The following is a 19,384-nucleotide window of genomic DNA, read 5'->3' on the forward strand; positions in this document are numbered from 1 at the left end:
TTCGATCGATCCGTTCCGGGGTGTCGCTAGAGGAGGCGCACCTTGAAGGCACGCCCCTTGATACGGCCTTCCGCAAGACGCTGGAGCGCCTGGCGGGCGATGCTCCTGTCCACGGCCACGAAGGCCTGGAAGTCGAAGATGGCTATCTTGCCCACCTGCGTACCGGGAATTCCAGCCTCGCCGGTGAGTGCCCCGAGGATGTCCCCGGGGCGAACCTTGTCCTTGCGCCCTCCACTGATACACAGCGTAGCCATAGGCGGCAGAAGCGGCTCGCGATTCTTCACCACCCGTTCATCCAGGCGCTGCCAGTTCAGCGGCGCCTGTTGCAGGGCCTCGATGGCCGAGGCGCGGCTGGCCTCGGCCGGGGCCACCAGGCTCAGGGCCAGGCCCTTTTCCCCGGCCCGGCCGCTGCGGCCGACGCGGTGGATGTGCACCTCGGCATCGCGGGACAGCTCGACGTTGATCACCGCTTCCAGCCCGGCGATGTCCAGGCCACGGGCGGCGACGTCGGTGGCCACCAGCACGCAGAGGCTGCGGTTGGCGAACAGGGTGAGCACCTGGTCGCGGTCGCGCTGCTCCATTTCGCCGTGCAGGCTTTGTGCCGAAATGCGCAGGGACTGCAGGTGTTCCACCAGCTCCTGGCACTGCTGGCGGGTCTGGCAGAAGGCGATGCAGGACTGCGGGCGCACGTGCATGAGCAGGTGGGCCACGGCCTCGAAGCGCTGGCGCGGGTCGATCTCGAAGAAGCGTTGCTCGATCTGCTGGTCGTCGTGCCGCGACTCCACCTCGACCCGCTGCGGATCACGCAGGAAGCGCGAGGCCAGGCGGCCGATGCCGTCGGGGTAGGTGGCGGAGAACAGCAGGGTCTGGCGCTTGGCCGGGGTCATGCTGACGACTTCCTCGATGGCCTCGATGAAGCCCATGTCGAGCATGCGGTCGGCCTCGTCCAGCACCAGGGTGCGCAGGCCATCGAGCACCAGGCTGCCCCGGCGCAGGTGCTCAAGCACACGGCCCGGGGTGCCGACGACGATGTGTGCGCCGTGCTCCAGGGAGCCGATCTGCGGCCCCAGCGGCATGCCGCCGCACAGGGTGAGGATCTTGATGTTGTCGGCCGCGCGGGCCAGCCGGCGCAGTTCCTTGGCCACCTGGTCGGCCAGCTCGCGGGTGGGGCACAGCACCAGGGCTTGGCAGCCGAAGAAGCGCGGGTTGAGCCCTTCCAGCAGGCCGATGCCGAAGGCGGCGGTCTTGCCGCTGCCGGTCTTGGCCTGGGCGATGAGGTCGCGGCCCTGGAGGATCACGGGCAGGCCGAGGGCCTGGATGGGCGTGGTCTCCCGGTAGCCGAGGGCCTCGAGGTTGGCCTGCATGGCGGCGGACAGGGGAAGGCTGCTGAAGGGTAGGGTGCTCACGGAGGGGGCCTGGTGGGTCATCTGGGCGCGCAGTTTAGCAGGATGAAGAGTCATCACCGCCGGCCGATGGCGACCGGCGGCGGGGTTTCAGTGGCCGCCATCGTCCACCGGGCGGACTGCGCGGCCACTGTCGGCGGGCAACTGCAGGAAGATCGCCGCCGCCATCAGGGTCAGCACGCCGACGCACAGGTAGGTGGCCTGGAAGGCCTCCAGCACGCTCTGGGCGTCGGGCTTGCCGAAGCCGCCGAGCAACGCGGCGGCCACGGCGACGCCGAGGCTCATGGACAGCTGCATCACCACCGAGAGCAGGCTGTTGCCGCTGCTGGCCTGCTGGTCGTCGAGGTCCAGCAGGGTCACGGTGTTCATGGCGGTGAACTGCATCGAGTTGACCGCGCCGAGGGCGGCGAGCTGGGCCAGCAGCACCGTGTAGGGCGTGCCGGCGTCCACCAGGGCCAGGCTGGCGATCAGGCCGCCGAGCAGGGCGGTGTTGCCCAGCAGCAGGCGGCGGTAGCCGAGGCGATCCAGCAGTGGCTTGGCCAGGGGTTTGGCGAGCATGGCCGAGAGCGCCAGGGGGATCAGCGTCATGCCCGCCTGGGCTGGGCTGAAGCCCAGCGCCACCTGCAGCAGCAGCGGGGTTAGGAAGGGCAGGGCGCCGCTGCCCAGGCGCGAGAACAGGTTGCCGAGGATGCCGGCGGCGAAGGTGCGGGTGCGGAACAGGGAGGGCGGGAACAGCGGCCGCTCGATCTGCATGGCGTGCAGCCAGTAGGCCGCCAGGCAGGCGATGCCGGCGAACAGCAGGAGCATCACCCGTACGTGGGGCAGGTGCAGTTCGCCCAGACCTTCCAGGGCGATGGTGATCAGCACCATCGCTGTGCCGAACAGCAGGAAACCGCGCAGGTCCAGGCGTACCGGGCCGCTGCTGCGCAGGTCGGGCAGGAAGCGCCCGGCGGCGTAGGCGCCAAGCAGGCCCACCGGCAGGTTGATGAGGAAGATCCAGTGCCAGGTGGCGTATTCCACCAGCCAGCCGCCAAGGGTCGGGCCGATCAGCGGGCCGAGCAGGCCGGGCAGGGTGACGAAGCTCATGATCCGCACCAGCTCGGTGCGCGGGTAGCTGCGCAGCACCATCAGCCGGCCCACGGGCATCATCAGGGCGCCGCCCAGGCCTTGCACCACCCGCGCCACCACCAGTTGGCCGAGGGTGGTGGAGAGGGAGCAGAACAGCGACCCGAGAGTGAACAGCAGCACCGCCCCGAGGAACACCCGGCGGGTGCCGAAGCGGTCCGCCAGCCAGCCGGAGGCGGGAATCAGCAGGGCCACGGTGAGCATGTAGGCGATCACCACCGACTGCATGCGCAGCGGGTCCTCGGCGAGGTCGCGGGCCATGGTGGGCAGGGCGGTGTTGAGGATGGTGCCGTCCAGGGCCTGCATGAAGAAGGCGATGGCCACGAGCCAGGGCAGCAGGCGGGCGGTGCGGGGATCGAGGGGATGGGAGCCGGGCATGGGAATCCTCAAGAGGATGACCCGGGGACTTTAGGCCTGTAGGCGAAGGCTGTCATCCACCGTGGCATGCGGGCTGCTAGGCTCTTTGCGAATTCTCCTCGCGCTTGCTAAGGACTGGCTTCGATGCGGATCTGCTGTGCGCTGCTGCTGTCCTGGCTGGCCCTGGTACCTTGCCAGGCGGCGGAGTGGTTTCCCGTGCCGGTGATCGCTGACGGACAGGCTCGCGATTACGTGCCGCTGGAGCGTGCCAGCCGGCCCTGGCGCGTCTGTACCTTGCTGCCCCATGGCATCGACCGTTACTGGTGGGGTGTGGCCTGGGGGCTATCCGAGGAGGCCCAGCGGCAGGGCGTCCAGTTGGGCATCTATGAGGCCGGCGGCTACCAGTTCCCGGATGTGCAACGCGCGCAGTTGAGCCGGTGTGTCGAGCTCGGTGCCGATGCCTTCATCATCGGGGCCATCGAGGCGCGGGGGTTGTGCGACGAGATCCGGCAGTTGCAGCAACGCGGCACGCCGGTGATCGACCTGGTCAATGGCATCGAGTGCGCAGGGGTGACGGCCCATTCGCGGGTGGATTTCGCCGACATGGCCAGCGTGGCGGTGGCGTACATCCGGGCACGCGCGGGCAGTTCACCGGTCCGCATCGGATGGCTGCCCGGGCCCCGTGATGCCGGGTGGGTGCTGGATGCCGAGCGGGGCGTTCAGCAAGCTATCCAGGGGGCGTCGGTGAGCCTGGCGGAAGGCGGCTACGGCCCGGTTGATCGCACCACCCAGGCGGCGCTGGTGCGCCAGTTGCTGGCGCAGGAGTCTCACCTGGACTACCTGCTGGGCAATGCGGAGGCGGCAGCGTTTGCGGCGAGCCTGGTCAAGGTGTCGCCGTCGCGCTTTCCGACCCAGGTGGTGTCGCTCTATGCCACGGAGCGGGTGCTGGATGAGGTCCGCCAGGGTCAGGTACTGGCGGCCCCCACGGATTCGCCGGTGATCCAGGCGCGAATTTCCATGGACCTGGCCGTGAGGGCACTGGAGCACAGGGAGGCGGCGACGTGGGTGAGTCCGCGCATCCAGATGCTCGACCGGGCGGCTCTGGATCACTTCGACATCAGCCGGCTGATGCCGCCGGAAGGGCATTGGATGATCCGGCAGGAACTGCCGGAGTAGACGCGGGGGCGGCGCGAAACCGCCCCCGCGGAGGGTCAGCTCGCCTTGCGCTGCGGCTCGGTGCGCACAGGGGCATCACCGGCCACGTAGTAGGTGGCGTTGCTGCGCGGCAGCGGTTGGCGGCCGCGGATTTTGTCGGCGATCTTCTCGGCCATCATGATAGTGGTGGCGTTGAGGTTGCCGGTGATGATCTCCGGCATGATCGACGCGTCCACCACCCGCAGGCCTTCCATGCCGTGCACGCGGCCCTGGCCATCCACCACCGCCATGTCGTCGGTGCCCATCTTGCAGGAGCAGGAGGGGTGGAACGCGGTTTCGGCGTGGTTGCGGATGAATTCGTCCAGCTCGGCATCGGTCTGCTTGTCCACGCCTGGGCTCAGCTCGCGCCCGCGATAGGGGTCGAGGGCCGGCTGGGCCATGATCTCGCGGGTGATGCGGATGCCGTCGCGGAACTCCTGCCAGTCCTGCTCGTGGGACATGTAGTTGAACAGGATGCTCGGGTGCTGGCGCGGATCGCGGGACTTCACGTGGATGCGGCCGCGGCTCGGCGAGCGCATGGAACCCATGTGCGCCTGGAAGCCGTGTTCCTGCACGCCCTTGCTGCCGTTGTAGTTAATCGCCACCGGCAGGAAGTGGTACTGGATGTTGGGCCAGGCGAATTCGGAGCGGGTGCGGATGAAGCCACCGGCCTCGAACTGGTTGCTGGCGCCCAGGCCCTTGCCGAGGAACAGCCATTGGGCACCGATGGCCGGCTGGTTCCACCACTTGGTGGCCGGGTAGATGGAGACCGGCTCCTTGCAGGCGTACTGCAGGTACAGCTCGAGGTGGTCCTGTAGGTTGGCACCGACGCCGGGCAGGTCATGCACCACCGGGATGTCGAGGCCGCGCAGCAGATCGCTGGGGCCGACGCCGGAGCGTTGCAGCAGTTGCGGCGAGGCGATGGCGCCGCTGCAGACGATCACTTCACGGCGGGCGTGGGCGGTGATGCGCTGGTCGCTGTCGCCCTTGAGGTAGTCGACGCCGATGGCACGCTTGCCGCTGAACAGCACGCGGTCGGTCAGGGCGTGGGTGACGATGGTCAGGTTAGGGCGGTTGCGCGCCTGGTCCAGGTAGCCACGGCCGGTGGCGGCACGGCGGCCTTCCGGGGTGACGGTGCGGTCCATGGGGCCGAAACCTTCCTGCTGGTAGCCGTTGAGGTCATCGGTACGCGGGTAGCCGGCCTGCACGCCGGCCTCGACCATGGCGTGGAACAGCGGGTTGTTGCCGTTCTTCGGCGTGGTGACGCTCACCGGGCCGTCGCCGCCGTGGTAGTCGTTGGGGCCGATGTCGCGGGTCTCGGCCTTGCGGAAGTAGGGCAGGCAGTCGAGGTAGGTCCAGTCTTCCAGGCCCGGGGCCTTGGCCCAGCTGTCGAAGTCCAGGGCGTTGCCGCGGATGTAGCACATGCCGTTGATCAGCGAGGAACCGCCCAGGCCCTTGCCGCGCCCGCATTCCATGCGGCGGTTGTTCATGTACGGCTCGGGGTCGGTCTCGTAGGCCCAGTTGTAGCGGCGGCCCTGCAGCGGGTAGGCGAGGGCGGCGGGCATCTGGGTGCGGAAGTCGAAGCGGTAATCGGGGCCGCCGGCTTCCAGCAGCAGGACGCTGACGTCGGCGTCTTCGGTCAGGCGGGTGGCCAGTACGTTACCGGCCGAGCCGGCACCGACGATGATGTAGTCGAATTCCATGGGTCATCCTCCGGATGGGCTGCGGGCTACAAGCGCCGGGCCGCACCGTGTGCGGCGCGCGGGCTTGCAGCCGAGTCGCTTGAGGCTTGCGGGGGCTGGGCTCAGAACACCGAGGCGTAGTCGCCGAGCTCCACCTGCACGGACTTGATGCGGGTGTAGTGGGCCAGGGTGGTGATGCCGTTCTCGCGGCCGACGCCGGATTGCTTGTAGCCACCCACCGGCATTTCGGCGGGGGATTCGCCCCAGGTGTTGATCCAGCAGATGCCGGCTTCCAGCTTGTGGATCACGCGGTGGGCACGGGCCAGGTCGCGGGTGACGACGCCGGCGGCCAGGCCGTAGTCGGTGTCGTTGGCGCGGCGGATCACTTCGTCTTCGGTCTCGTAGGTGAGGATGCTCATCACCGGGCCGAAGATCTCCTCGCGGACGATGGTCATGTCGTCGGTGCAGTCGGCGAACACGGTGGCGGCCACATAGGCGCCCTTGGCGAACTCGCCTTCGGTCACGCGCTCACCGCCGATCACCAGGCGTGCGCCTTCCTTGCGGCCGGCCTCGATGTAGCCGAGCACGCTTTCCATGTGGGCGAAGCTGGTCAGCGGGCCGAAGTTGGTGCTGGCCTGCTCCGGGTTGCCCAGGCGGATGCGCTTGACGCGCTCGACCACCTTGGCTTCGAAGGCTGCAGCCAGGGACTTGGGCACGAACACGCGGGTGCCGTTGGTGCAGACCTGGCCGGAGCTGAAGAAGTTGGCCATGACGGCGATGTCGGCGGCGCGGTCGAGGTCGGCGTCGTCGAAGATGATCAGCGGCGACTTGCCGCCCAGTTCCATGGTCACTTCCTTCAGCGAGGAGCTGGAGGCGCTGGCCATGACCTTCTTGCCGGTGGAGGTGCCGCCGGTGAAGGAGATCTTCTCGATCAGCGGGTGCTCGGTCAGCCACTGGCCGACTTCACGACCGCTGCCGGTGAGCACGTTGAACACGCCGTCCGGCACGCCGGCTTCGGTGTAGATCTCGGCCAGCTTGAGGGCGGTCAGCGGGGTGACTTCGCTGGGCTTGAAGATCATGGCGTTGCCGGCGGCCAGGGCCGGGGCGGACTTCCACATGGCGATCTGGATCGGGTAGTTCCAGGCGCCGATGCCGGCGACCACGCCGAGCGGCTCGCGGCGGGTGTAGACGAAGCTGGTCTCGCGCAGGGGGATCTGCTCGCCTTCCAGGGCGGGGATCAGGCCGGCGTAGTACTCGATCACGTCGGCGCCGGTGACGATGTCCACCGCCTGGGTCTCGGCCAGGGGCTTGCCGGTGTCGAGGGTTTCCAGCGCGGCCAGCTCATCGTTGCGCTCGCGGAGGATGTCCACGGCACGACGCAGGATGCGCGAACGCTGCATGGCGGTCATGGCGGCCCAGACCTTCTGGCCCTCGACGGCGCTGGCGACGGCGCGCTCGACGTCGTCCTTGCCGGCACGCTGGACGTTGGCCAGGACTTCGCCATTGGCGGGGTTGATGGTCTCGAAGGTGGCGCCGCTGGTGGCTTCGACGTAGCGACCGCCGATGTAGAGCTTCTGTTCTTCGAATCGGGCCATGGGGATCGTCCTCTCAGGTCTCGTTACGCAAGGCGGGGTGCCTTTGTGCACCCCTTTCTCGTGATTCCAGGACGGCAAAGGGCCGCCCGATCAGGGTGAAAACGAGCCTACTTTATTTTTATTGAACGTTCAAACAACAAAGAATAAGCTGCGCGGCATGGACCGATGTGCGGCAGTTCGCCGCACCCTGTCCAGGCCGCAATGCAGAGGCTTCGCCGGGGTTCATGAGCGGGTCGGGCAGGGCGGCGCGGGTCTGTGGTTGCGCCGACAGGCGCGTGCCTTAACTGCCTTGGAGCTCTGCTGTCCATGAGTACCGCCTCTTCCCACCACGGCCACGGCGTGCAGCCGCGGCTGAATCCCGTGGTGTTCTTCGGATCGACGGCGTCGATCCTGCTGCTCACCCTCGTGCTGATCCTCTTCCCCGAACAGGCCGGCCTCTGGCTCGGCAAGGCCCAGGCCTGGCTGTCCCGCAGCTTCGGCTGGTACTACATGCTGGCGATCGGTGCCTACCTGTTCTTCGTCCTCTACGTGGCCTTCTCCCGCTACGGCAACCTGCGCCTGGGGGCGGACGGCGAGCGTCCGGACTTCAGCTACGGCGCCTGGGCGGGGATGCTGTTCTCCTCGGGCATCGGCATCTCGCTGCTGTACTTCGCGGCGTCCGAGCCGCTGGATCACCTCTACAACCCGCCGGAAGGCGAGCCCGGCACCCAGCACGCCGCACGCCAGGCGCTGCAGCTGACCTTCCTCCACTGGGGCGTGCATGGCTGGGCGATCTATGCGCTGGTGGGCCTGGCCGTCGGCTACTTCGCCTACCGCCACAACCAGCCGCTGGCATTGCGCTCGGCGCTCTACCCGCTGTTCGGTGAACGCCTGATGAAGGGTTCGGTGGGCAATGCGGTGGACTGCTTCGGCATCTTCGTCACCCTGCTGGGCCTGGTGACCAACCTGGGCATCGGCTCGCTGCAGGTCTCCTCCGGCCTGGAGTACCTGTTCGGCTACCCCCACAGCCAGACCGCGCTGCTGGCGGTGATCCTGGTGATGAGCCTGGTGGCGACCCTGGCTGCCGTGTCGGGTATCGAGAAGGGCATTCGCCGCCTGTCCAACCTGAACATCATCCTGTTCAGCGGCCTGCTGCTGTTCGTGCTGCTGGCGGGCAATACCCTGCACCTGCTCAACAGCCTGGTGCAGAACCTGGGCGACTACCTCAACGGCCTGGTGCTGAAGACCTTCGACCTCTACGTCTACACCGGCCAGAGCGGCAAGAGCGAAGCCTGGATGGGCCTGTGGACCCTGTTCTACTGGGCCTGGTGGATCTCCTGGGCGCCCTTCGTCGGCATGTTCATCGCCCGTATCTCCCGTGGCCGTACCGCCCGTGAGCTGGTGTGCGGCGTGATGCTGATCCCGCTGGGCTTCACCCTGGCCTGGCTGTCGGTGTTCGGCAACAGCGCCCTGGACCTGGTGATGCAGCAGAACGCCGTGGAGCTGGGCAAGGCCGCGCTGGAGCAGCCGTCCATGTCCATCTACCTGCTGCTGGAGCACTACCCGATGGCCAAGGTGGTGATCGGCCTGTCCATCTGCGTGGGCTTCGTGCTGTTCCTCACCCCGGCCGACTCCGGCTCGGTGATGCTGGCCAACCTGTCCCGCAAGGGCGGCGAACTGGACGAGGACGCGCCGAACTGGCTGCGCATCTTCTGGTCCGTGGTGATCACCCTGGTGACCATCGGCCTGCTGTTCGCCGGCAACTTCACCGCCATGCAGACAGTGGTGGTGCTGGCGGGGCTGCCGTTCTCGGTGGTGCTGCTGCTGTACATGTTCGCCCTGCTCAAGGCGATGCGCGCCGACCTCGACGGCGAGGCCCTGGAGCGCCGCTCACCGGTGTCGGTGCCCGGCCCGGTCTGATCGGCCCGCAATGCAAAACGCCCTGGGGGAAACCCCGGGGCGTTTTCGTTTCAGGCGAGTAGCGCGTCGACGCGGAAGGTGGAAGCCGGGGTTAGCGGGCGGCCTTGGCCAGTTGCTGGTCCAGGTAGTCGTAGGCGATATGCAGGGACTGTCGCGTATCGACGTCGCCGGAGAGGGCACTGCGCAGCCACAACCCGTCGATCAGCGCGGCCAGGCCACGGGCGGCCGCACGCGCGGTCTGGACGTCCAGCACCCTGCGCAGCTCGCAGCACAGGTTGGAATAGAGGCGGTGGTCGTTGACCCGCTGCAGGCGGCGCAGGGACGGGTGGTGCATGCTGGCGGCCCAGAAGGCCAGCCAGGTCTTCATGGCCGGGCCGTTGACCTGGCTGTCGTCGAAGTTGCCTTCGATGATCGCCCGCAGGTGGGCGCGGGGGCTGCTGTCCACCAGGGCGGCACGGCGCTCGCGCACGGCGGTGCTGAGGGCCTGCATCAGGTGGCGCATGGTGGCCTCGAGCAGGCCGTTCTTGTCCTTGAAGTAGTGGCTGATGATGCCGTTGGAAACACCGGCGAGGCGCGCGATGTAGGCGATGCTGGCGTCGGCCATGCCGACCTTGTCGACGGCCTCGAGGGTGGCATGGATCAGTTGCGAGCGGCGGATCGGCTGCATTCCGACCTTGGGCATCGGGGATTTCCACCATTTTGTGTGGGTATCGGGAAGGCGGAGTCTAGGGCGTAATTAATTGATTGATCAATCAGCGTCGTCGTCGCAGGCGGGAAGGGGCCGAGGTGCCCGGTGATGGGGCGGTTTTGCCCTGCAGGGCATCCAGGCGCTGGGGCAAGGCCCATGAAAAAGCCCCCGACGGCAGGGCCGGCGGGGGCTTGGGCGAGCGTGGCGCGGCTTACTTCAGCCACTCCTCCACGCGCTGCGGGTTCTTGGCGATCCAGGCCTTGGCGGCCTCTTCCGGCTTGGCGCCTTCGCGGATGGCCAGCATCACGGCACCGACTTCCTCGCCGCTCCAGGAGAATTTCTTCAGGAAGGCGGTGGCATCGGCGGCCTTGGCTTCCAGGCCCGGGTTGACCACGGTGTCGACGTGCTCGTCATCGCCGAAGACCTTCTTCGGATCTTCCAGGAAGCGCAGCTTCCACTTGGCGAACATCCAGTGGGGGATCCAGCCGGTCACCACGATGGGCTTCTGGGCTTTCTCGGCGCGGGTCAGGGCGGTGGCCATGGCCGGGCCGGAGCTGGGCATCAGCTTGATGTCCAGGTTGTATTGCTTGATCGCGTCCTCGGTGCGGCGCATCACGCCGGCCCCGGCGTCGATCCCGGTGATCTTGCCGTCGAAATCGGCCTTGTAGGTGTTCAGGTCTTCGATGGATTTGGCCTGGACGTAGTCCGGCACGATGAGGCCGATCTTGGCCCCTTTGTAGTTGGAGCCGAGGACGACCACCTTGTCCTTGAGCTTCTCGTAGTACTCGCCGTGGGTGGCCGGCAGCCAGGCCGAAAGGGTGGCATCCAGGTCGCCCCGGGCCACGCCCTGCCACATGATGGCGGGCTCCACCGGCTTGAGGTCGACGCCGTAGCCGAGCCGTTCCTTGAGGATTTCGCCGGCGACATGGGTGGCAGCGACGCTGTCGTCCCAGCCGTTGACGTAGCCGATCTTCAGGGTGGGTTTGTCAGCGGCATGGGCCGTGCCGAGGCCAAGGGCCAGGGCGGCGATGCCGATGGATTGCAGACACAGGGACTTCAGCTTTCGCATACGTATTGCTCCATCAGGTGGGATTGGCAGCATTGCTACGTTGGAGGCCTGAACCCGTTCTTGGGCGGGCTTGGCGAGTCCGCGCACCGTGGCCGGGCGGCCACGGTGGCGGAAAGGGAAGTCAGAGACCGAGGTGCTTCTTGACGGCGGCGGCGCCGTCCTGGCCGTCGAAGGTGGTGACGCCGGCCAGCCACTTGTCGAGCACGGCGGGGTTGGCTTTGAGCCAGGTGGTGGCGACCTTCATCGGGTCTTCCTTCTTCAGGATGTTCTCCATCAGCTGGCTTTCCATCTCGACGTTGAACTGCAGGTTGTTCAGCAGCTTGCCGACGTTGCCGCAGCGGGCCTCGTAGTCCGGCGGTACCACGGTGTAGACCTTGGCGGCGCCGTAGTCGGGGCCGAACACGTCATCGCCGCCGGAGAGGTAGGTGATGTCGAACTGGGTGTTCATCGGGTGCGGGGCCCAGCCGAGGAAGACCACCGGCTCCTTCTTCTTGATGGCGCGCTGCACCTGGACCAGCATGCCCGCCTCGGAGGACTCGACCATGCGGAAGCTGCCCAGGTCGAACTGGTTGCCCTTGATCATCTTGTCGATCAGCAGGTTGCCGTCGTTACCCGGCTCGATGCCGTAGATCTTGCCGCCCAGCTGGTCCTTGAACTTGGCGATGTCCTGGAAGCTCTTCAGGCCGGCTTCGGCCGCGTAGGTGGGCACGGCCAGGGTGTACTTGGCGCCTTCGAGGTTGGCGGTCGGCAGCACCTTCACGCCGTTGTCCTTGGTGAAGGGCTCGATCACCGCGTCCATCGACGGCGCCCAGTAGCCCAGGAAGACGTCGATCTGCTTGTTCTTCACGCCGGTGAAGGCGATCGGCACCGAGGCCATGATCTTGCGCGGGTTGTAGCCCAGGCCCTCGGTCAGCACCATGGCCACGCCGGTGGTGGCGGAGATGTCCGCCCAGCCGATTTCCGCGAAACGTACCTGCTTGCAGCTTTCCGGCTCACCGGCCCAGGCGCCTTGCATCAGCGCACAGGCCAGCAGGCCGACTCCCGCCATTTTCTTCATGTTCTTCATCAGCAACTCCCCTGGTACTCGTTTATTGGCGTTTCTTAGGAAGGCTTCACCTGGCGCTGCAGCCGTGCCCGGGCGCTGAACCAGCCGAACAGGCTGGCACGACCCTGGACGCGCGGGGTGCCGAAACTCTCGGTGATGCGGTCGAGGATGATCGCCAGCAGCACCACGGCCATGCCGCTCTCGAAGCCCAGGCCGATGTCCAGGCGCTGGATGCTGGCGAGTACGTCGTTGCCCAGGCCGCCGGCGCCGACCATCGAGGCGATGATCACCATCGACAGCGCCATCATGATGGTCTGGTTGACCCCGGCCATGATCGACGGCATCGCGTTGGGAAGCTGCACCTTGTATAGCAGCTGCCAGCTGGTGCAGCCGAAGGATTGGCCGGCCTCGACGATTTCCTTGTTCACCTGGCGGATGCCGAGGCTGGTCAGGCGCACCGCCGGGGGCATGGCGAAGATCACCGTGGCGATGATCCCCGGCACGCGGCCGAGGCCGAAGAGCATGGCGGCGGGAATCAGGTAGACGAACGCCGGCATGGTCTGCATGAAGTCGAGGATCGGCCGGATGATGATGGCCACCCGCTCGCTCTTGGCGGCCCAGATGCCCAGCGGGATGCCCAGCAGCAGGCTGATGAGGGTGGAGGAGAAGGTCAGGCCGAGGGTGACCACGGTCTGCTCCCAGAAGCCGGTGAGCACGATCAGCACCAGCGAGGCGGCGGTGAACAGTGCGAACTTCACGCCGATGCGCCACAGGCCGAGGCCGACGAACACGGCGATCAGCAGCCAGGCCGGCGGCCACATCAGGAAGCGCTCGATCAGCTCGGAGAAGCCGCTGACCACAGCGCCCACGTTCTCGAAGGCGCCGCCGTAGTTTTCCAGCAGGTGCTGGACGACGTCGTTGACCCAGCTACCCAGATCCAGTTTCTCGCTCATCTCACACCCCCTGCAGTCGGCTCAGCAGGCGGCCCTTGCTGATCGCCCCGGCATAGTGGCCCGCCTGGTCGATGACCGGGATGGGGCCTTCGTTGTCCACCAGGCGCTCGATCACCTGGTCCAGTGGCAGGTCCTCGGGCACCGGCACGATCTGCTTGAGCAGGTCCGGTTCGAGGCTGCGGGAGCGGCCGTCCTCCACCAGCAGGGCGATCTTCTCCAGGCTGATGGAGCCGCGGAAGCGGTTGTCCTCGTCGACGATGAAGGCGTAGTGCTTGTCCATGGCCTGCAGCTCGCGGCACACCTGCAGCGCATCGGGCGCCTTGCCGTTGTGCACGTAGAGCGGGACGCTGTCGGCCTTGAGCTGGCCAGCGGTGAGGTAGCGGCTGGTGTCGACGGTATCGAAGAAGTTGCGCACGTAGTCGTTGGCGGGCTTCTCGATCAGCTCCTGCGGGGTGCCGACCTGGACCAGCTTGCCGCCTTCCATGATGCCGATGCGCGAACCGATGCGCATGGCTTCCTCGATGTCGTGGGAGACGAAGATGATGGTGCGGCGGTGGGTCTTCTGCAGCTCCAGCAGCACGTCCTGCATCTCGCGGCGCTTGAGCGGGTCGAGGGCCGAGAAGGCCTCGTCCATGATGATCATCGACGGGTCCACCGCCAGGGCGCGGGCCAGGCCAACGCGCTGCTGCATGCCGCCGGAGAGTTCGTGGGGGTACTTGTGGGCGAAGGGCGCCAGGCCCACCTGCTCCAGCACTTCCATGGCGCGACGCTCGCGCTCCTTCTTGCCCTTGCCGGCCACTTCCAGGCCGAAGGCTGCGTTGTCCAGCACGGTGCGCGAGGGCATCAGGGCGAAGGACTGGAACACCATGCTCATGTCGCGACGACGCAGGTCGATCAGCTGTGCCTTGGGCAGCTTGGCCACGTTCTGGCCGTCGATGAAGACGTCGCCCGCGGTCGGTTCGATCAGACGGTTGATGAGGCGGATCAGGGTGGACTTGCCGGAGCCCGACAGGCCCATGAGGACGAAGATCTCGCCCTCCTCGACGCTGAACGAGACGTCGCTGACGCCGATCACCGCGCCACGTTCAGCGAGAATCCGTTCCTTACTCCAGCCTTGCTTGAGCAGGTCGATGGCTTCTTGTGGCTGTTGGCCGAAAACCTTGTAGAGGTTCTGGACCACGATTTTTCCAGACTGCATGGGATCATTCCCCTTCGGTAGGCATCCTTGTCGGACACGCGTGCTCGCGGGCTCCCATTCAGGGCGCGGCGCCAGGTGCTGTCGACTGTTCTTGCCTGTGTGGGTTTACTGGTTCCAGGGCCTGGCAGGGAGGCTGTGCGACGTCGAACCGACGACCGGGTGCCCACGGATTCAGACAGCCACCCTCACCCCGCAGGGCATGGACGCCTGATCGAATCCTTGAGTTCCTGTCCTTCGTTGCGCTGAGTTGCAAACCGCTTTCCACACCCTCTGGCAGTGCTACGTGACCCGATCCCTGGGTCATTCCACACCTCGACCGGAGGTGCGCGTACATCCGAAATTTCTTGTAGGGCCACGTCCCGTCAGGAGGGCATGGCCGCTTTGTGTTCTTCGGTCCGGGGCGGAGGGCCCCGGTCTGCCGCACCTCCCTGGGAGTGCGACAGCGACGAAATCGGCTGTCTCAACGATATAGCCTCGGCATACCGGCAATTGTCGGTTTACGACCCTGACGTGTTGGGCGACGACATCAGCCAATGGCGGAAAACCTTAACAGAAAGTTTTTGCCCGGCGCGACCGCTGGAACCCGCATGGCGACTGGCCTGCAGCGCTTGAGAGGGCTGCAGGCCAGGGCAGCCGGGGGCTGCGGTGGAGTGGAGGGAACGACAGAAATCAGGGTTCGGCGGCCAGGTTCAGGGCAGGATCCGCCGGCTTTCCGTCGCGGGTGGTGACGCCTTCGAGCCAGCGCGCCAGGTCGGCGGGGTTCTCCTTCAGCCAGGCCTTGGCCTCGCGGCGACGGTTGGTGCTCTGGTTGAGCACGGCACCCATCAGGTGGTTCTCCATGGCCAGGGAGAAGCGCAGGTTCTTCAGCAGGCGCCCGAGGTTCGGGCACTCCTTGGCCAGCCCTGCACGGGTGTTGGTGTAGACGGTGGCACCGCCGAAGTTCGGGCCGAAGTAGTCGTCGCCGCCGGCCAGGTACTGCATCTCGAAGGTGTTGTTCATCGGGTGCGGCTCCCAGCCGAGGAACACCACCCACTGCTTGAGGTGCTCGGCGCGCTTCACCTGCGCCAGCATGCTGCTCTCGCTGGACTCCACCAGCTGGAAGTCACCGACGCCGAAGGCGTTCTCGCTGATCATCCGGCCGATCAGCTTGTTGCCGTCGTTGCCGGGCTCGATGCCGTAGATCTTCCCGCCCAGCTCCTTGCGAAAGCGCGCCAGGTCGGAAAAGTTCTTCAACCCGCCGTCCCACGCCGCCTTGTTCACCGCCAGGGTGTACTTGGCGCCTTCCAGGTTGGCGCCCAGGGTGTCGACGCTGCCTTTCTCGCGGTAGGGGGCGATGTCGTTCTCCATGCTCGGCATCCAGTTGCCGAGGAACACATCGATCTTCTTGTCCGCCATGGCCTTGTAGGTGTCGGGCACGGACAGGCGCTTGACCTGGGTGCTGTAGCCCAGCTCGGTGAGCACGTAGCGGGTCACGGCGGTGGTGACGGTGATGTCGGTCCAGCCGACATCGGCGAAGCGAACGGTGGAGCAGGACTCCGGATCGGCAGCCTGGGCCAGCAGCGGAAAGCACAGCGCTGCGGCCAGGCCCCAGGTTCTTCTAGGGTTCATGGTCTTATCCACAGGGTGTTTCGGATCGGGGAAACCCGCGTGGCGAACGATGCGCTGCTGGCCGGAGCGGGGCGCCTGGATCATGGCGCCGTAGACGTGTCGCTTTCTACGAAGCAGGTCGCAAGCAGGACGTCGCTGTCGTTTTTCCACGCTCGATGTGGGGATAACGGGCGACGCATTCGGACACGAGCAAGTCGGTGTGGGACGTTCGCCGCTCACGGAAATGCCGATGATGTGCGCGATGCAACCCAGTCAGCGGAGAGTCCCGTGGCCATCAGCGTGTTCGACCTGTTCAAGATCGGTATCGGCCCATCCAGTTCCCACACCGTCGGGCCCATGCGCGCTGCCGCGCTGTTCGTCGGCGCCCTGCGCGAGCGCCACCTGTTGGAGCGCGTGCGTCGGCTGGAGGTGAACCTCTATGGCTCGCTGTCCGCCACCGGCGTCGGGCACGGCACCGACCGCGCGGTGATCATGGGGCTGATGGGCGAGTGGCCCGACCAGATCGACCCGCAGCTCATCGCCCCGCGCATCGCCACGCTGATGGAGCGCAACGAACTGCTGCTGGACGGTCGCCTTTCGGTGCCCTTCGTCTGGTCGCGGGACATGCGCCTGCTGGACGAGAACCTGCCCTACCACCCCAACGCCATGACCCTGGTGGCCCTCGGCGAGGACGGCGAACTGCACCGCGACACCTATTACTCCGTCGGGGGTGGCTTCGTGGTGGATGCCGAGCAGGCCGCCTCCGGCCGCCTCGACCAGGACACCACCGCGCTGCCCTATGACTTCTCCAGCGGCGACGAACTGCTGCAGCTCTGCCAGCGCCACGGCCTGCGCGTGTCCGAGCTGATGATGGCCAACGAGCGTGCCTGGCGCAGCGACGAGGCGATCCGCAGCGGCCTGCTGCGCCTCTGGGCGGCCATGCGCGAATGCGTGGAGAACGGCCTGCGCCACGAGGGCGTGCTGCCCGGCGGCCTCAACGTGCGCCGCCGCGCCGCGCGCCTGCACCGCAGCCTGCTGGACCTGGGCAAGCCCAACGTCATCGGCTCCACCATGAGCGCCATGGAGTGGGTCAACCTGTATGCCCTGGCGGTGAACGAAGAGAACGCCGCCGGCGGGCGCATGGTCACCGCGCCCACCAACGGCGCCGCCGGCATCGTCCCCGCCGTGCTGCACTACTACATGCGCTTCAACCCTGAAGCCTCCGATGACGATGTGGTGGCGTACTTCCTGGGCGCCGCCGCCGTCGGCATCCTCTGCAAGAAGAACGCCTCCATCTCCGGCGCCGAAGTGGGTTGCCAGGGCGAGGTCGGCTCCGCCTGCGCCATGGCCGCCGCCGGCCTGGCCGAAGTGCTTGGGGCCAGCCCCGAACAGCTGGAGAACGCCGCCGAGATCGCCCTGGAGCACAACCTCGGCCTCACCTGCGACCCGGTCGGCGGCCTGGTGCAGGTGCCCTGCATCGAACGCAACGCCATCGCCGCGGTAAAGGCCATCAACGCCGCGCAGATGGCCCTGCGTGGCGACGGCGAGCACTTCATCTCCCTCGACCGGGTGATCCGCACCATGCGCGACACCGGGGCCGACATGCACGACAAGTACAAGGAAACCTCCCGCGGCGGCCTGGCCGTCAGCGCCATCGAGTGCTGACCCGCCCGTGCCCCCGGCCCGGGCGCGCCGCCGCCTTTTGGTGCGTCGCGCCCGGAGCGGATGAAAAGACCTCCTGACCAATCGGTCACATCACGCGCCGTTCGTCTGTTACGGCCCACATTCCCGGATGTAGCGGGGTGACAACGGCCCTCCCGTCCGGTGCTACCGAACACCCCAGACGCCAGGAACCACGCGGCCTGGCGGTCGCTATCAGAATGTTTCTGTCGCTCTCGCCTAGCCCCGCTGGCATGGGGTTTGGATGAATCGACACATTTTTATTGAACAGCTGATCAATCCAGGCATGGCCTTTGCCTTGTAGAAAGGGCAACCGTCTGGGTCAGCGCGTACCAGAACCACCAATAAGAAAGAGGGCCTCGCAATAGAGGCTCAATGCGTGTTTAGCGTGAGGGTTTCGCAGATGTCACAGTCCACCACCGGCTCCCAGCCTCAGAATCGCGTCCCCCAAACCATCGGCTTCCTGCTGCTGGACAACTTCACCCTGATCTCCCTGGCCTCGGCGGTGGAACCGCTGCGCATGGCCAACCAGCTTTCCGGCAAGGAGCTGTACCGCTGGTACACCCTCAGCCAGGACGGCAAGCCGGTAAGCGCCAGCGACGGCCTGCAGATCACCCCCGACGCCGGCCTGGAGAACGCGCCGGCGCTGGATGCGGTGATCGTCTGCGGCGGGGTGGACATCCAGCACAGCGTGACCCGCGAGCACCTGCACTGGCTGCAGGTGCAGTCCCGCCAGGGCCGCCAGCTGGGCGCCGTGTGCACCGGCAGCTGGGCGCTGGCCAAGGCCGGTCTGCTGGACGGGTTCGACTGCAGCGTGCACTGGGAATGCCTGGCGGCCATGCAGGAAGCCTTCCCCCGCGCTGCCGTGACCACCCGCCTGTTCTCCATCGACCGCAACCGCAACACCTCCTCCGGCGGCACCGCGCCGATGGACATGATGCTGCACCTCATCGGCCGCGAGCATGGCCGCGAGCTGGCAGCGGCGATCTCCGAGATGTTCATCTACGAACGCATCCGCAACGAGCAGGACCACCAGCGCGTGCCCCTCAAGCACATGCTTGGCACCAACCAGCCGAAGCTGCAGGAAATCGTCGCGCTGATGGAGGCCAACCTCGAAGAGCCAATCGACCTGGACGAACTGGCCTGCTACGTCGACGTTTCCCGTCGCCAGCTGGAGCGCCTGTTCCAGAAGTACCTGCACTGCTCGCCGTCGCGCTACTACCTCAAGCTGCGCCTGATCCGCGCGCGCCAGCTGCTGAAGCAGACCGCCATGTCGATCATCGAAGTGGCCTCGGTGTGCGGCTTCGTCTCCACCCCGCACTTCTCCAAGTGCTACCGCGAGTACTTCGGCATCCCGCCGCGCGACGAGCGCGCGGGCCAGAACGCCAACGTCGTCGCCCTGGTGCCGCTGCCCGAAGACCTGCGCCGCCCCTCCACCGCCGGCGTCGCCCTCAGCCGCGCGCAGAGCGAATCCACCTTCGCCAGCGTCCGCCTGTAATCCACCCGGGGCCGCCAGCGGCCCCGTTCGCCAAAACGTCCCTGTAGCCCGGGCTTCAGCCCGGGAAACTCCCCTGCTGACGCCTGCCCGTGGGAGCGAGCGCTGCTCGCGGAGGTTCTTCCCTAGCCCACCCTGCCCGCTCCCGGACTGAAGTCCGGGCTACGCGGTCTTGCCTGGGGCTTGGGTGCGGGGCCTTTCGCGGTTGAAACCGCTCCCACGGGGCTGGTGCCGGCTTGCGGGAACTGCTGGATTCGATGCGGTTCGCCGAGCTCATCGCATCCTACGTCGCATGCGATGGGGGGCGTAGGCGGACGTAGGATGGGTTGAGCTGTGCGAAGCCCATCGGCCCCAGGGTGCGTCCTCAGCCGTTCCCAGAGTGTCCCCGTAGCCCGGGCTTCAGCCCGGGAAACT

14 protein-coding genes are annotated in these 19,384 nt (G+C 66.8%); 4 read left to right on the forward strand and 10 right to left on the reverse strand.

Features of this window, described 5'->3' with window-relative positions; genetic code table 11:
- Window positions 1-26: 26 nt before the first annotated feature.
- On the reverse strand, window positions 27-1,427 hold the full coding sequence (dbpA, locus tag PotMrB4_RS02200; protein ID WP_301308360.1) for an ATP-dependent RNA helicase DbpA: 1,401 nt from the start codon (window positions 1,425-1,427) through the stop codon (window positions 27-29).
- A gap of 66 nt (window positions 1,428-1,493) precedes the next feature.
- Window positions 1,494-2,906 (reverse strand): multidrug transporter subunit MdtD, encoded by a 1,413-nt coding sequence (gene mdtD, locus PotMrB4_RS02205; RefSeq protein WP_172432388.1) that lies wholly within the window; start codon window positions 2,904-2,906, stop codon window positions 1,494-1,496.
- 123 nt (window positions 2,907-3,029) lie between these two features.
- Between mdtD and torT the strand changes: the two genes are divergently transcribed.
- Window positions 3,030-4,061 carry a TMAO reductase system periplasmic protein TorT gene (gene torT, locus PotMrB4_RS02210; RefSeq protein WP_172432389.1) on the forward strand — a complete coding sequence of 344 codons (1,032 nt, stop codon included), beginning with the start codon at window positions 3,030-3,032 and terminating at the stop codon, window positions 4,059-4,061.
- 35 nt (window positions 4,062-4,096) lie between these two features.
- Here torT and betA read toward each other — a convergent pair whose 3' ends face one another.
- Together betA and betB are read right to left on the reverse strand one after the other, a co-directional pair.
- The gene (gene betA, locus PotMrB4_RS02215; protein ID WP_172432390.1) at window positions 4,097-5,782 is read right to left on the reverse strand and encodes a choline dehydrogenase; all 1,686 of its coding nucleotides are present in this window, start codon (window positions 5,780-5,782) and stop codon (window positions 4,097-4,099) included.
- Window positions 5,783-5,883: 101 nt separating this feature from the next.
- Window positions 5,884-7,356, reverse strand: coding sequence for a betaine-aldehyde dehydrogenase (gene betB / locus PotMrB4_RS02220; RefSeq protein ID WP_172432391.1), 1,473 nt, complete (start codon window positions 7,354-7,356; stop codon window positions 5,884-5,886).
- A 363-nt stretch (window positions 7,357-7,719) separates the two neighbouring features.
- On the opposite strand from betB, the gene PotMrB4_RS02225 reads away from it, so the two are divergent.
- Window positions 7,720-9,255, forward strand: coding sequence for a BCCT family transporter (locus tag PotMrB4_RS02225; RefSeq protein ID WP_044409272.1), 1,536 nt, complete (start codon window positions 7,720-7,722; stop codon window positions 9,253-9,255).
- 91 nt (window positions 9,256-9,346) lie between these two features.
- Here PotMrB4_RS02225 and betI read toward each other — a convergent pair whose 3' ends face one another.
- The 6 genes from betI to PotMrB4_RS02255 all read right to left on the reverse strand — a co-directional run bounded on the left by betI (window position 9,347) and on the right by PotMrB4_RS02255 (window position 15,816).
- Window positions 9,347-9,937: a transcriptional regulator BetI gene (gene betI / locus PotMrB4_RS02230; protein WP_172432392.1), complete on the reverse strand. Its 591-nt coding sequence runs from the start codon at window positions 9,935-9,937 to the stop codon at window positions 9,347-9,349.
- 217 nt (window positions 9,938-10,154) lie between these two features.
- Window positions 10,155-11,012, reverse strand: a complete 858-nt coding sequence (locus PotMrB4_RS02235) for a glycine betaine ABC transporter substrate-binding protein (RefSeq protein ID WP_044409239.1) — start codon at window positions 11,010-11,012, stop codon at window positions 10,155-10,157.
- Between the two features lie 121 nt (window positions 11,013-11,133).
- Window positions 11,134-12,078 (reverse strand): choline ABC transporter substrate-binding protein, encoded by a 945-nt coding sequence (locus PotMrB4_RS02240; protein WP_074967283.1) that lies wholly within the window; start codon window positions 12,076-12,078, stop codon window positions 11,134-11,136.
- A gap of 35 nt (window positions 12,079-12,113) precedes the next feature.
- Complete coding sequence (locus PotMrB4_RS02245; protein ID WP_074967285.1) at window positions 12,114-13,010, reverse strand: ABC transporter permease; 897 nt, start codon at window positions 13,008-13,010, stop codon at window positions 12,114-12,116.
- Between the two features lies 1 nt (window position 13,011).
- A complete protein-coding gene (locus PotMrB4_RS02250; protein WP_172432393.1) occupies window positions 13,012-14,208 on the reverse strand; it encodes a quaternary amine ABC transporter ATP-binding protein in 1,197 nt (398 codons plus the stop codon).
- A gap of 669 nt (window positions 14,209-14,877) precedes the next feature.
- On the reverse strand, window positions 14,878-15,816 hold the full coding sequence (locus tag PotMrB4_RS02255) for a choline ABC transporter substrate-binding protein (protein WP_107329260.1): 939 nt from the start codon (window positions 15,814-15,816) through the stop codon (window positions 14,878-14,880).
- 267 nt (window positions 15,817-16,083) lie between these two features.
- Between PotMrB4_RS02255 and PotMrB4_RS02260 the strand changes: the two genes are divergently transcribed.
- Together PotMrB4_RS02260 and gbdR are read left to right on the forward strand one after the other, a co-directional pair.
- Window positions 16,084-17,460 (forward strand): L-serine ammonia-lyase, encoded by a 1,377-nt coding sequence (locus PotMrB4_RS02260; protein WP_074967287.1) that lies wholly within the window; start codon window positions 16,084-16,086, stop codon window positions 17,458-17,460.
- Window positions 17,461-17,878: 418 nt separating this feature from the next.
- A complete protein-coding gene (gbdR, locus tag PotMrB4_RS02265) occupies window positions 17,879-18,973 on the forward strand; it encodes a choline metabolism transcriptional regulator GbdR (RefSeq protein ID WP_044409222.1) in 1,095 nt (364 codons plus the stop codon).
- The last annotated feature ends 411 nt before the right edge of the window (window positions 18,974-19,384 follow it).

Source organism: Metapseudomonas otitidis (assembly GCF_011397855.1).
GTDB lineage: Bacteria > Pseudomonadota > Gammaproteobacteria > Pseudomonadales > Pseudomonadaceae > Metapseudomonas > Metapseudomonas otitidis.